Below are 12,378 nucleotides of genomic sequence, written 5' to 3' on the forward strand. Positions count from 1 at the left end.
TCAAAGACTCTTGTGCAACGCCCGCGTGGGCACGATGCGCGCCGCATGGGCGGCCGGATACATGGCGGCCAGCAGCGTCAGCGCCAGCACAATGGGCGGATAGACACTGTACTGGGTCCAGTTGGCTCGGGGGCGAATCTGCTCGGCCATGGCCACACCACCCAGCTCCATACTGCCATAATCGATGCCGACGGCGCCCAGAGTCAGCGTCGCCAGCCCGCCCAGCGCCAGGCCAACGGCAATGGCACCCAGCGCCAGCAACAGTGTTTCGGCCAGAATCATCCGGAACACGGCCAGCCGTCGTGTGCCAATGGCCAGCAGGACGCCGATTTCCCAGGTGCGCTCGTAGATCGACATGAAGATGCCGTTGGTCACGCCCAGTGCCGCCAGGATAAACAGCATGGTACCGATCAGGGCCATGCTGGCACTGGTCATGTCCAGCATGGCGGCGAGTTGCGGCATCAGGGTGGTCCAGCCCTGCGCTTTCACCTGTTCATCACTGAGGCGCTGCCACAGGGGCAGATCCGGATCACTGGCCAGCGCCGGCGTGCGCAGGGCCAGCGCGATCTCGTGCACGGTATCACCGACCCCGAGCAGGGTCTGCAAGGGCGCCTGCAGCACGAACACGGTTTCTTCGTCCAGCACGCGGGCATTGAAGTCATACAGGCCACTGACCCGGAACAGGGCCTGTTCGGCGCCCCCCCATTCCTGATTGTGCACCGAGATGACAATGCGGTCACCCAGCTCGACGGCCAGCAGTTCGGCCAGTCGGCGCCCCATCAACAACTGTGTCTCTGCACCGTCCGAGGTCAGATAGTCACCTGCGGCCATGGCATCGGCCAGCCGGGACACGGTGCGCTCCTGCGCCGGATCAATGCCGATCACCTGGGTGGCGCGGTTGTCGGCGGCGCTGGAGATCATGCCGAAGGCCATCACGCGCGGGCTGTAGCCGACCACCTCGGGTTCGTTGTCCAGTTGCGCCAGCCTGGCCTGCGGCGCTTCGATCACCAATTCTTCATCGCGTTCGGCCAGATAATCCACCTGATGAATCTGCGCATCGCCGGGGAACATGCGGGTAGCCGAGCGCACGGCCGTATCGCTGAAGCCGAGAATGAAGGCATCGGTCAGAATCAGCGCCGCCGTGCTCAGGCTGATAATCAGGCCGGTGAGCAGCGTGCGGCGCCGGTTGCGGGTCAGATTGCGCGCGGCCAGTTGCCAGGTCAGTTGCATCACAGCCTCCGCATCGCATCAAGAGGGGTCAGGCGTGCGGCCCGGGTAGCCGGATACAGCGCCACCAATAAGGCCGTGAACCACACCAGCGCGGTGGGGATGGCGAACATGTCCCACGACATGCGACCGCGAAAATGACTGAAATACAGGCCGGAGACTTCAATCGGTTCGCTCATGGGAATGCCGACCAGGGTCAGCCAGAGGTTGATCGGCCAGGCGAGCAGAAAACCCAGGCCACAGGCCAGGGTGGCGAGCACCAGCGTCTCCAGCACGATCATGCCGAACAGGCGGTGCGGCGGTGTGCCGATGGCTTTCAGCACACCGAATTCGCCGGTGCGCTCCATGACCGACATCAGAATGGTATTGAGCACCCCGATACAGACCAGGAAAATCAGGATATAGCTGGCGATCATGCCACCCTGCTGATCGGCCTGCATGGTTTCATAAAACTCTCGCGCCACGACCTGCCAGGGGCTGACCTGCAAGGCGTTGTCTGCCCAATTCGCATCGCCGGCCAGACTGCTTCTGACCGCCGCCGCCAGCCGCTCGGCGCGCTGAAAGTCATCGCCCAGAATAATCCAGCGATGGGCCTGATCGGGCAATACATAAAAGTCCTGTGCAGCGGCCAGCGGCAGCACCACCCAGCGGCTCTCCACCGCCTCGGTGTCACCCAAAATGCCCACCACGGTGTACAGCTCATTGGCCAGGGAGCCGTCAGCACCCTGCGCGATCAGCACCAGATCAGCGCCGGGCTCCAGGTCCAGTTGGCGCGCCACGCGGGCACCGATCAGGGCTTCGTGCTGCCCGTGGCCATCACGTTCGGCACTCAGGTAACGTCCGGCACTCAGGCGGTTGCTCAGACGTGACAGGCGGTCTTCCTGGTCGGGCTCCACACCTCGCACTTCAACCGGCAGGCTGCGTTCTTCGCCATAGGCCAGCGCCCCGCTTTCCAGTCGTGGCGTCAGCATCCGCACGCCCTGAGCCTGCGACAGTTGGCCGCGCAGTGACTCGTCTACCGGCACGGTGCGCTGCAGGCGGGGTCGATCCAGGTACTGGTCGGCGGTCACCTGTACATGACCGATGCTGTCGCGGGTATATTGCTCCAGCATCTGGTCGTAGGAGCCGTAGTTGACCGACAGCACCAGGGTGACGATGACGTAGCCGCCCACCATGCTGAGCAGGGTCAGTATCGTTCTTCGACGATTGCGCAATACATTGCGCCAGGCCAGTCTGAGCAGAAGCATGAGTTGTCCTTATCTATAACTTTCTGTCTAGCGACGCAGGTTCTGCAGCGAAAAGAAGTCCGGCGTCAGGTCCACATCAAAAGCCAGTGATTCATAGATCACGGTGGTGCGCTGGTCCTCCTTGTCGGCGGGTTCCAGCGTCAGGCGCGCGGGCAGGCTCAGGCCACCAAAGTCCCGCACGTCGCTGAAGGTCATGACCCGGGCCAGTTCATCGCGTTCATTGAAATAGCGTTGTTCCAGAGGCAACAGGCTGTCACGGTCAACGCTGATCTCCATGCGCCCCCAAACGGTTACCGTCTGCTCGCGCGGTACCAGCGTCAGTTCATGGGTGCTGTCCGTAGTGGTCATGCTGACGTCATACTCTTCCGCCCAGGAGGTGTCGCGCATCAGATCGTCATTGGTGAAGTCGGACCCCATCCAACTGCCCATCATCATGGAAGGCGGTACGCGCACGGTGCGATTGACCCGGGGCAGATAGTTCCACATTTCGTTCTCGCGTTTGAGTGTGCTGACCCCTCGGTCGCGTGCCGGCTCCAGCACTCGTACCAGCGAATAGTCCATGCCCAGCGACCAGGATTCCAGACGCAGGGTGCGCTCATAATCGGGATTGATGATTTCCATGCGCAGCGTGGCCTGCGCCGAATCCTGCTGGTAGAGCTGATCCAGATGCTCCAGCAAGGCTTCTGCAGTCGGCTCTGCCTGCGCCGGCAAGGTCAGCAGCGAGCATGCTGCCAGCACCGACAGCATGCGCACAACCCGGGTCCGATATACTCTGATAATCATTGACATGTCCTTTGATCTGCACGGCATCAACCATGCTCTACAGATAACACAAAACCTGCAGCAACAACCCTGATCCAGGTCAATATTCCTTCTTCCAGTCAGGCCCGACGCAACCGGAACCAACCCGTCATTGACTGCGGTCGATTCAGTACAGACCAAACTGCCCTTTCCGTCAATCACGCCGGCACCCATACTGCCTGCCTTGTCGACACGGGCACTTTGGCTGATAATGCGCGCCATGAATCAATCCACTTCTCTGCCGGTCACCGCAGCGGCCGGTCGGGCCCTGATGAGCGGCCTGCGAGCCAGCCTGCCGCTGGCCATCGGCTATGCACCCATGGCTTTTTCATTCGGTGTGGTCGGCATTCAGGCCGGGCTTGCCACCTGGGAAACCCTGCTGATCTCCCTGATTGTGTTTGCCGGCGCGGCCCAGTTCATTCTGGTCAGCATGCTGGCCGCCGGCAGTGGTGCCGGAGCGGCGCTGATCGCGGTCTGGGTGCTGAATCTGCGCCATCTGTTCTACGGGCCGGCCCTGCTGTCACAGCTGCGTGAACGCCCCGGTCGCCTGCTGCCGGCGCTGGCGTTCGGTCTGACTGATGAAGTCTTTGCCACCGCCATGGCCGAGTCCACACGCACCGCCGTCACCCCGGCCTGGACCCTCGGCGTGGGCATCGGTGCCTACAGTGCCTGGGTTGGCGGCACCGCCCTGGGGGCCTGGCTGGGTGTGGGGCTGGGGGAAGGTGAGACGGTGATCAGCCATGCGCTGACGTTTGTGTTGCCTGGCCTGTTCATTGCGCTGCTGGCCAGCGCCTTGCAGCGTTTCCTGTGGCCTGTGGTCGCTGTGGCAGCGACCGTAACGCTGATCCTGGGCTGGTTCTACCCGTCTCATGTGGCCATGATGGCCGGCATGGTCGCCGGCGCCCTGATTCGTCCTGCCCTGCAGGACCGGTCTGCGGAGCCTCAGCCATGACCCTAAGCAGCACCCAGTTTGTGGCCCTGATTGTGGCCGCCGGCATCGGCACCTATCTGATCCGCCTGTTGCCCATGCTGGTCGGCCAGCGCCTGGCCAGAGGCTCAGGCCCGCTGACCCTGATCTTGAGTGCGCTGGGGCTGTCGGCGATCGCAGCGCTGATTGTGGTCTCGGTGGGCGACCTGTGGCAGAACCAGCCGCAGCCGGCGACCCTGATCAGCCTGGCCGCCGGCACTCTGGGCGTGCTGATCACGCTGCGCCTGAGCCGCAATGTCGGTATTGCCACCCTGGGCGGGGCTCTGCTCTACGGCGTGGCCACCATGCTGCTACAGGGTTGATCAGAACCAGGCCAGCCAGACCCCGACGCCCAGCATCAGGGTGCCGGCGATCCGGTTCATGACCCGTACGTTGGTGGCCTGCAGCAGAAACACCCGCATCATCTTGCCGCCACTGGAGTAGATCAGCAGGCAGACGAACTCGATCACCAGAATCAGCGCCAGCAGCACCATCAACTGGGGTACCAGCGGGTGGCTGGCATCCAGAAAGGGCGGCAACAGGGCAATGGTGAAGGCCCAGCCCTTGGGGTTGGCCACGGCGGTGACATACCCCTGCACAAACAGCTGTGTGCGCGACGCGCGCACGGCATCATCCAGATTGTCGGGAATGGCCATGCGCCCGCGCGAACGCCACATCTGCACCCCGAGGAACATCAGGTAGAGCCCGCCCACCCAGCGCAGGGCGGTAAACAGTTCCGGCAGGGTCAGCAGCAGGGCGGCAATACCGGCCACGGCCGCGATCACTACGGTGGCAACCCCCAGCATCTCGCCCCACATCATCCAGAAGGCCCGGCGCACGCCGACCGTGATGCCCAGCGTCATGGCCAGCGTCATGCAAAGCCCCGGCGTGATGGAGACGAAAAAGAAGGTGGGTATGAAGGCGGACAGCAGCGCCGGGTTGAGCATCAGGCTCTCTCCGTGACAGCGGAAACCGGCTATTCTCGGGGTCTGCCCTGATGGGTGCAATGCTTTCTGCCTTGCTGTCGGTACTTCCGTGTCAACGCTGGCTGCCAGTGCGGCATTTGATTTGACCCAGGTGGCCTGACCCCGCATGCTGGAGCGCCTCTGCATTCACTTGTTCACGGCTATGACACCCCTGAAACAATACAACACCACCGGCCTGCTGCTGGGCACCCTGTTTTTTGCTGCATCTCTGACCCCGACCCTGTTGCCACGCGGCGAACTGGTACAGGGCATTATTACCGGCCTGTCCCTGAGCGCCGGCTATCTGCTGGGCTTTGCGCTGCACCGACTCTGGCTCTGGCTTGAGCTGCCGGTACTCAGCGGGCGCAGTCGTCTGGTCTCCCAATGGGTCGCCGCAGGGCTGTTCGGCCTGATTGCCATCTCCTTTCTGTGGCAGGCCACCGAATGGCAGAATCAGGTACGCAGCCTGATGGGCATGGAGGAGGACGCCCGCATCCGCTCGCTGTGGATCGGGCTGATTGCCATCCCGCTGTTCCTGCTGCTGAAAACGGCCAGCTACTGGCTGCGTCGGGCCTTCATGCTGATTCCGCATTGGTCTCTGCGCCTGGTGCCGCGCCGGATTTCCTATCTGGGCGGTATTCTGGTGGCCTTCATCCTGTTCTGGCTGGTGATCGACGGCATCGTGTTTGCCTACCTGCTCCGCACAGTGGATCGATCCTATCAGCAGGTAGATGCCCTGATCGAACCGACCACCGAACAACCGACGGACCCCAGCCTGACCGGCAGCGCCGAGTCATTGCTGGCCTGGGACAGCCTGGGTCGACAGGGTCGGCGCTTTGTCATCAATGGACTGGAAGCAGAGGCCCTGGCCCCGTTCAGTGACCAGTATCAGGCCCCGGTGCGGGTCTACGCTGGACTCAATTCGGCCGCTACCCATGCCGAGCGGGCCCAACTGGCGCTGCAGGAACTGTTGCGCGTGGATGCCTTCGAGCGCTCGGTACTGGCGCTGATCACGCCCACCGGCACCGGCTGGATAGACCCGGCAGCCATGCACACTCTGGAGGCGCTGTTTCATGGTGATGTGGCCAGTGTGGCAGTGCAGTACTCCTACCTGTCGAGCCCGTTGGCACTGATGACAGAGAGCGAGTACGGTGCCGAGCAGGCGCGGGCCACATTCGAGGTGATCTACGGCCACTGGCGCTCGCTGCCGGTCACTGAACGCCCGGCCTTGTATCTGCACGGCCTGAGCCTCGGCGCCCTGAATTCGGATCGCTCCTTCGATCTGTTCGATATCATTGACGACCCCTTCCACGGGGCGCTGTGGAGCGGCCCGCCGTTTCGTACCGACACCTGGCGCACCGCCACCCATCGGCGTGATCGTGGTTCGCCTGCCTGGCTGCCCCGTTTCCGCGCGGGCCAGGTGATTCGTTTCGGCAACCAGGATGGCGGCTGGGACGATTTCGAGCAGCCCTGGGGCAGTTTCCGTATCGGCATTCTGCAGTATGCCAGCGACCCGATCACGCTGTTCGACCCGTCAGTGCTGTACCGGGAACCGGACTGGATGCAGGGCGAACGGGCGTTCGATGTCTCACCGGAACTGCGCTGGATTCCGGTGGTGACCTTTCTGCAACTGGGCGCCGACATGGCCACCGGAGCCTCGCCCCGGGGCTATGGCCATGACTACTCCGGGGCCGATTATCTTGATGCCTGGTATGCGCTGACAGAGCCTGAAGGCTGGACGGACGAAAGCTATGCGGCCCTGCGGGCCTATTTTGCCGAGCGCTACTGAGTTGCATACACTTTGGTATCTGCAGGGCCCTGCAATGCCCAAATCATGATCATGAACTGACGGAGGCCATTCAGATGGCACGCACACCTTCCACCATGGTGCCCCTGGGCACCAAAATGCCGGATGCCAAACTACCCGACCCGAACCGACAACAGTGGCGCCTGCCCGAGTGTTGCGGTGAGCGGGGATTGCTGGTCATGTTCATCTGCAATCACTGCCCTTTCGTGATCCATATCGCACCCTTTCTGGAAACCCTGCATGATCGTCTGCGGGCACTGGGTATTCGGGTGGTGGCGATCAGTGCCAACGATATTGCAACGCATCCGGAGGATAGCCCCGACAAGATGGGCGAATTTGCCGCCCGCTATCGTTTGCCGTTTCCGTACCTGTATGACGAAAGTCAGCAGGTGGCCAAAAGCTTTGATGCGGCCTGTACACCGGATTTCTTTCTGTTTGATGCCAACCTGAAGCTGACCTACCGCGGTCAGTTGGATGACAGCCGCCCGGGCAATGACCGCCCGGTGACCGGGGAAGATCTGCTGCGGGCCGCCGAGCAAATGGCACGCGGAGAGCAGCCGCCGCCGGAACAGCAAAAACCCAGCATGGGCTGCAATATCAAATGGAAGGCGGGGGCCTGAAGCCCCCAGGCCAGCCAGGGCTCAGAGTTTGGACAGCACGGTTTCGGCGCTGCTTTTGTCGATACCCTTGTCATCCACGCCCAGATACTCGACGACACCGTCATTGACGATCATGGCAAAACGCTTGCTGCGGATACCCATGCTGCCACCGGTGGCATCCAGCTCAAGGTCCATGGCCCTGGCAAGATCAGCATTGCCATCAGCCAGCATCAGGATCTTCTCGGCATTCTGGTCACGCTGCCAGGCGTCCATTACAAACGCATCGTTGACCGACATGCAGGCAATGGTATCAACCCCCCGGGCCAGAATCTCGTCGGCCTTGACCACGAAACCGGGCATGTGGGTGTTGGAGCAACCGGGCGTGAAGGCGCCCGGCACGGCAAACAGCACCACCTTCTTGCCCTTGAAAACGTCACCGGTACTGATGTCTTGCGGGCCTTCCGGGCCATTGGTCTTCAGTTTGATATCAGGAATGCGATCACCTGTTGCGATGGTCATGGGGACTCTCCTATTGCATGGATAACGGTGAATAAACCCGAATGGGTCTGAAGTATAGTCATTAGCGTGAACTCTGGCGGCGTCGAGCTCTGGATTTTCCGCCCTGCCCCGGACTCTGCACCACCTGCCGCACCGTTTCGGCCATAAAGCGACTGGCTGGCAGCCGATGCTGTGACTGGCTCCACAGCAGGCCGGGTGTTCTGACCGGGGTCGGGCTTTCCAAGGGGATGGAAACAATACCTGCTTCATCTTTCAATGCATTGTCTGAAACTATACTACACAGGCCGGTACGCCGAACCAGTTCCACCATGGGCGAAATGGCGTTCAGCTCGGCTACAATATGCGGTCTGGCGCCGGCTGCCGCGAAGCACTCGTCCAGCATCTGCCGGGTGGAGAACTTGCCGGTCAGCAAGGTCATGCGGACCCCGTTCAACTCGACCATGCGCACCCGGCGGTGGCTGGCCAGTTGGTGATCCGGTGGTGTAATCAGCCTGAGTTCCTCATTGTACAGCGGTTCGAAGCGCAGACCTCGGGGCACGGCCGGCCGATAGGAAATGCCCAGATCCAGGGTGCCGTTGACCAGGCCGTCACTGATCTGGTCTCCGGACAGTTCTTCCACCACCACCCGGATCAGTGGGAACCGCTTCATGAACACCGCCAGACACTGTGGGATCAGTTGCACGTTGAAACTGTGCGTTGCCGCTATGCGCAACTCGCCGCGCAGTTCATCCGGCACATCCTTGACCGCGCCGACCGCTTCATCCACCTGCCGCATGATGGGTTCCACATGCTCATAGAATGTCTGACCGGACTCGGTCAGAATCACCCGCCGCCCCACGCGTTCGAACAGCGGCTGGCCCAGATCGTCCTCCAGTTGCCGAATCTGATGCGACAGCGTGGACTGGGTGACATGCACCTTGTCGGCGGCGCGGGTGAAATTCAGGGTCTCCGCCACAGCCAGAAAGTAGCGCAGGTGACGTAGTTCCATAGACTGTGCCCCAAAAAAATGACTTGAGCTCCGAGTCGTACACTCCGATTCGGCACTGATCACTTTTGCCACAACCAATCGATGACATCAATGGGTTTTATGCAAATTTATCATTTTTATAAATCTCAACCCCGACCTAAGGTTACTCCACAAACAAGATATTGAGTGCGGTCAGTCATTACGGCCGACATTCGGCCGCATCCCGACAACAATCATACAGCGGAGCACAACCATGAAAATAGGGCGCGAGACCACCCCGAAAACAGCCATCAGTACATCCAATGCTGACACCATTGTGGTGCGGGGCAAGGATCTGTGTCAGGACCTGATCGGTCAGACCTCTTTCACTGATTATTTCCTGTTTCTGCTGACCGGACAAGCGGCCGACGAGACCCGGCGCCGGGTACTGGACGCGACCCTGGTAGCCATCGCCGAGCACGGTCTGGTTCCCAGTGTGCAGGCAGCCCGCATGACCTATGCGGCCGCTCCCGATGCGCTGCAGGGTGCCGTGGCGGCCGGCATTCTGGGCTGTGGTTCGGTCATTCTCGGGGCCTCCGAGACAGCCGGCGTGCTGCTCGACGATATCGCGCGTCAGGTCGACGACGGCAAGTCACTGGACGCGGCAGCACTGGAGACAGTCAAGACCCTGCGCGCCGAGCGCAAGCCCATTCCCGGCTATGGCCACCCGCTGCACAAGGCGCGCGACCCGCGAGTCAACGCGCTGTTCTCCACGGCCCGTGAAGCCGGTGCCGACATGCGCTATGTGGAAATCGCCGAGGCCGTGGAAAAAGCCATTCCGCAGGTGATCGGCAAGGACCTCAAGCTGAATGTATCGGCAGCCATCCCGGCCGTCCTGCTGGGTGCAGGTTTCCCGGTAAAGGCGCTGAAAGGCGTGCCGATTCTGGCCCGCACCGCCAGCCTGATTGCGCACATGCTGGAAGAGTCCGAACAACCCTGTGGTTTTGCCCTGTCCTATCAGGCCACCCAGAACCTGGATTACACCGGCGCTGTACCGGCCGGCTACAAGGGCTGAACCGGCGCGAGCCGACACTGCTAGAGGTAGATGAATCATGATCAAAGTACTGGAAGGCGTCACCGTCATCGAACAGGGCACCTTTATTACCGGCCCGGCAGCCGGCATGTTGCTGGCCGATCTCGGTGCCAATGTCATCAAGGTGGAACTGCCCGGCAAGGGAGATCCGTTTCGGGCCTTCAAGGGCGGTCTGTACAGCCCGCACTATCAGACCTACAACCGCAACAAGCGCAGCATTGCGCTGAACACCAAGGACGAAGCGGACCGGGCCATTTTTCATGACCTGATTCGTGATGCGGATGTCTACATCCAGAATTTCCGTCCGGGCACGGCAGAGCGACTGGGTGCCGGTGAAGAAGAGCTGCGGGCGCTGAACCCGCGCCTGATCTACTGCGCCATCAGTGGCTTCGGCAATGACGGCCCCTACGCCAACCGGCCCAGCTACGACACCGTGGCGCAGGCGGCCAGCGGCTTTCTGAAGCTGCTGATCAACCCGGAAAACCCGCGGGTGGTAGGCCCGGCCATGGCCGATGCCATGTCCGGCTTCTATGCCGCCTACGGTATTCTGGGCGCTCTCTACGAACGCAACCAGACCAACAAGGGCCGTCGGGTGGATGTGTCCATGCTGGAGGCCATGTGCCATTTCAATCTGGATGCGTTCACGCACTATCTGTCGGAAGGCGAAATCATGGGCCCCTACAGCCGCCCGCAGGTATCGCAGTCCTATGTCATGGAATGTGCCGACGGCAAGTGGGTGGCGCTGCACATGTCTTCGCCGGAGAAGTTCTGGCAGGGCCTGGCCAACGCCATGGGTTACCCGGAACTGCTGCAGGACGAGCGGTTCTCGACGCGCGAAGGCCGGATTCAGAATCAGGAAGACATGATCGTGGTCCTGCGCGACATCTTCAGCAAGCAGCCGCGTGCCGAATGGCTCCAGCGGCTGGAAGCGGAAGATGTGCCGCACGCCCCCATGTATGACTCCAATGAAGTGCTGGAAGACCCGCAGGCCCGGCACCTGCAGTTGCAGATCAGCACCGAGCATCCGCAGATCGGCAAATGGGACACCGTGCGTTCACCCGTGTCCTACGACGGTGTGCGGCCGCTGGAGGTGACCGCACCGCCGGTGCTGGACGAACACCACGACGAGATCATCAGGGAACTGAGAGAACGTCAGCGCTGAACACGCTGCACAAGACAGACAGTCGACGCTGCATCCAATAACAAGCAAAGGGCCGGCCGGTCTCCGACCGCCAGCCCCAGAGGAGCGTAAACCATGTTCGAGTTGCCCAGGAAAGAAGACATCGTCAATCACGGCATTCCATCCACGCCGGATGATATTACCGATATCGTGCTCAAGGCGATGAACCACACCGAAGATGACCGGCTGCGGGAGATTCTGACCAGTCTGGTCAGGCACCTGCACGCCTTTGGGCGCGAGGTGAAGCTGACCGATGAAGAGTTCATGGCCGCCATCAATGCCGTTACCCGGCTCGGCCACCTGACCAAAGACCGCCACAATGAGACCATGGTGATGTCCGATGCACTCGGCTTTTCAACCCTGGTCATGATCATGAATCAGGACCGCACCGACGAGCAGATCTCGCCGGCGCTGCTGGGCCCCTTCTACACACGCAAGGACCCGGAATACCCTCTGGGCACCAATATTGCGCGGGACAAGCCGAAGGAGTCCGATATTCCGCTGTTCGTGTCCGGTCAGGTGAAGAGCCGCGACGGCCAGCCACTGGCCAATGCACTGGTGGAAGTCTGGCAGGCCTCCCCCGAAGGCCTGTACGAAAACCAGGACGAAAGCCAGCCGCAGATGAACCTGCGCGGCAAGTTCCGCACCGATGAGAACGGGCACTATCATTTCCGCACCCTGCGCCCGGCCAGCTACCCCATTCCGACCCATGGTCTGGTGGGCGACATGCTGAAGGCCCAGGGCCGGCATCCGTTCCGCGCTGCCCATATTCATTTCTGTGTGTCGGCACCCGGACACCAGACCCTGGTGACACAGATTTTCCCCAGGGATGACCTCTTTATCGAATCCGACTGTGTATTCGGCGTGACCAGTGCCGACCTGGCCATGGACTTCCCGCTGCACAACGACGGCAAGGCGCCGGATCCCGATGTGCAGGGGCAATACAGCACGCTGGATGTCGATTTCGACCTGTCACCGGGTGCATCCCGGCTGCCCGAGTCACCGATCGGGTCCTGAGCCGATCAAG

Annotated in this window: 13 protein-coding genes; 7 read left to right on the plus strand and 6 right to left on the minus strand. The window is 61.6% G+C overall.

Features of this window, described 5'->3' with window-relative positions; all coding sequences use genetic code 11:
• Genes E4656_RS07885 through E4656_RS07895 form a run of 3 tightly spaced genes read right to left on the minus strand, consistent with a single transcriptional unit; the run spans position 1 to position 3,257 of the window.
• Complete coding sequence (locus E4656_RS07885; RefSeq protein WP_135482657.1) at positions 1–1,230, minus strand: ABC transporter permease; 1,230 nt, start codon at positions 1,228–1,230, stop codon at positions 1–3.
• Complete coding sequence (locus E4656_RS07890; RefSeq protein WP_135482658.1) at positions 1,230–2,474, minus strand: ABC transporter permease; 1,245 nt, start codon at positions 2,472–2,474, stop codon at positions 1,230–1,232. Before E4656_RS07890 ends, E4656_RS07885 begins: the two co-directional genes overlap by 1 nt.
• 27 nt (positions 2,475–2,501) lie before the next feature.
• A complete protein-coding gene (locus tag E4656_RS07895) occupies positions 2,502–3,257 on the minus strand; it encodes an outer membrane lipoprotein-sorting protein (protein WP_240753932.1) in 756 nt (251 codons plus the stop codon).
• 238 nt (positions 3,258–3,495) lie between these two features.
• Between E4656_RS07895 and E4656_RS07900 the strand changes: the two genes are divergently transcribed.
• A complete protein-coding gene (locus E4656_RS07900; protein ID WP_167855980.1) occupies positions 3,496–4,227 on the plus strand; it encodes an AzlC family ABC transporter permease in 732 nt (243 codons plus the stop codon).
• On the plus strand, positions 4,224–4,565 hold the full coding sequence (locus E4656_RS07905) for an AzlD domain-containing protein (protein WP_135482660.1): 342 nt from the start codon (positions 4,224–4,226) through the stop codon (positions 4,563–4,565). Before E4656_RS07900 ends, E4656_RS07905 begins: the two co-directional genes overlap by 4 nt.
• On the opposite strand, the gene E4656_RS07910 is transcribed toward E4656_RS07905, so the two are convergent.
• Positions 4,566–5,189, minus strand: coding sequence for a LysE family translocator (locus E4656_RS07910; protein ID WP_135482880.1), 624 nt, complete (start codon positions 5,187–5,189; stop codon positions 4,566–4,568).
• A 181-nt stretch (positions 5,190–5,370) separates the two neighbouring features.
• Between E4656_RS07910 and E4656_RS07915 the strand changes: the two genes are divergently transcribed.
• Both E4656_RS07915 and E4656_RS07920 read left to right on the plus strand, forming a co-directional pair.
• Positions 5,371–6,996, plus strand: a complete 1,626-nt coding sequence (locus tag E4656_RS07915) for an alpha/beta hydrolase (RefSeq protein WP_135482661.1) — start codon at positions 5,371–5,373, stop codon at positions 6,994–6,996.
• A 74-nt stretch (positions 6,997–7,070) separates the two neighbouring features.
• On the plus strand, positions 7,071–7,634 hold the full coding sequence (locus E4656_RS07920) for a thioredoxin family protein (protein ID WP_135482662.1): 564 nt from the start codon (positions 7,071–7,073) through the stop codon (positions 7,632–7,634).
• Positions 7,635–7,655: 21 nt separating this feature from the next.
• Here the strand turns inward: E4656_RS07920 and E4656_RS07925 are convergent, their stop codons facing one another.
• Together E4656_RS07925 and E4656_RS07930 are read right to left on the minus strand one after the other, a co-directional pair.
• Positions 7,656–8,132, minus strand: coding sequence for a peroxiredoxin (locus tag E4656_RS07925; protein ID WP_135482663.1), 477 nt, complete (start codon positions 8,130–8,132; stop codon positions 7,656–7,658).
• 61 nt (positions 8,133–8,193) lie between these two features.
• Positions 8,194–9,120, minus strand: a complete 927-nt coding sequence (locus tag E4656_RS07930) for a LysR substrate-binding domain-containing protein (RefSeq protein ID WP_135482664.1) — start codon at positions 9,118–9,120, stop codon at positions 8,194–8,196.
• 232 nt (positions 9,121–9,352) lie between these two features.
• Here E4656_RS07930 and E4656_RS07935 point away from each other — a divergent pair, with 232 nt between their 5' ends.
• The 3 genes from E4656_RS07935 to E4656_RS07945 all read left to right on the plus strand — a co-directional run bounded on the left by E4656_RS07935 (position 9,353) and on the right by E4656_RS07945 (position 12,368).
• Positions 9,353–10,153 carry a citryl-CoA lyase gene (locus E4656_RS07935; RefSeq protein WP_135482665.1) on the plus strand — a complete coding sequence of 267 codons (801 nt, stop codon included), beginning with the start codon at positions 9,353–9,355 and terminating at the stop codon, positions 10,151–10,153.
• A 37-nt stretch (positions 10,154–10,190) separates the two neighbouring features.
• Positions 10,191–11,333, plus strand: a complete 1,143-nt coding sequence (locus E4656_RS07940) for a CaiB/BaiF CoA transferase family protein (protein ID WP_135482666.1) — start codon at positions 10,191–10,193, stop codon at positions 11,331–11,333.
• A 93-nt stretch (positions 11,334–11,426) separates the two neighbouring features.
• Entirely contained in the window at positions 11,427–12,368 is a 942-nt protein-coding gene (locus E4656_RS07945) for a dioxygenase family protein (protein WP_135482667.1), read from the plus strand.
• Positions 12,369–12,378 lie beyond the last annotated feature (10 nt).

Source organism: Natronospirillum operosum (assembly GCF_004768465.1).
GTDB lineage: Bacteria > Pseudomonadota > Gammaproteobacteria > Pseudomonadales > Natronospirillaceae > Natronospirillum > Natronospirillum operosum.

What these genes read in the sequence shown, in the direction of transcription:
- E4656_RS07885 (WP_135482657.1), bottom strand. Translation starts at nt 1,230, where the DNA reads ATGCAACTGACCTGGCAACTGGCCGCGCGCAATCTGACCCGCAACCGG.
- E4656_RS07890 (WP_135482658.1), bottom strand. Translation starts at nt 2,474, where the DNA reads ATGCTTCTGCTCAGACTGGCCTGGCGCAATGTATTGCGCAATCGTCGA.
- E4656_RS07895 (WP_240753932.1), bottom strand. Translation starts at nt 3,257, where the DNA reads ATGATTATCAGAGTATATCGGACCCGGGTTGTGCGCATGCTGTCGGTG.
- E4656_RS07900 (WP_167855980.1), top strand. Translation starts at nt 3,496, where the DNA reads ATGAATCAATCCACTTCTCTGCCGGTCACCGCAGCGGCCGGTCGGGCC.
- E4656_RS07905 (WP_135482660.1), top strand. Translation starts at nt 4,224, where the DNA reads ATGACCCTAAGCAGCACCCAGTTTGTGGCCCTGATTGTGGCCGCCGGC.
- E4656_RS07910 (WP_135482880.1), bottom strand. Translation starts at nt 5,189, where the DNA reads ATGCTCAACCCGGCGCTGCTGTCCGCCTTCATACCCACCTTCTTTTTC.
- E4656_RS07915 (WP_135482661.1), top strand. Translation starts at nt 5,371, where the DNA reads ATGACACCCCTGAAACAATACAACACCACCGGCCTGCTGCTGGGCACC.
- E4656_RS07920 (WP_135482662.1), top strand. Translation starts at nt 7,071, where the DNA reads ATGGCACGCACACCTTCCACCATGGTGCCCCTGGGCACCAAAATGCCG.
- E4656_RS07925 (WP_135482663.1), bottom strand. Translation starts at nt 8,132, where the DNA reads ATGACCATCGCAACAGGTGATCGCATTCCTGATATCAAACTGAAGACC.
- E4656_RS07930 (WP_135482664.1), bottom strand. Translation starts at nt 9,120, where the DNA reads ATGGAACTACGTCACCTGCGCTACTTTCTGGCTGTGGCGGAGACCCTG.
- E4656_RS07935 (WP_135482665.1), top strand. Translation starts at nt 9,353, where the DNA reads ATGAAAATAGGGCGCGAGACCACCCCGAAAACAGCCATCAGTACATCC.
- E4656_RS07940 (WP_135482666.1), top strand. Translation starts at nt 10,191, where the DNA reads ATGATCAAAGTACTGGAAGGCGTCACCGTCATCGAACAGGGCACCTTT.
- E4656_RS07945 (WP_135482667.1), top strand. Translation starts at nt 11,427, where the DNA reads ATGTTCGAGTTGCCCAGGAAAGAAGACATCGTCAATCACGGCATTCCA.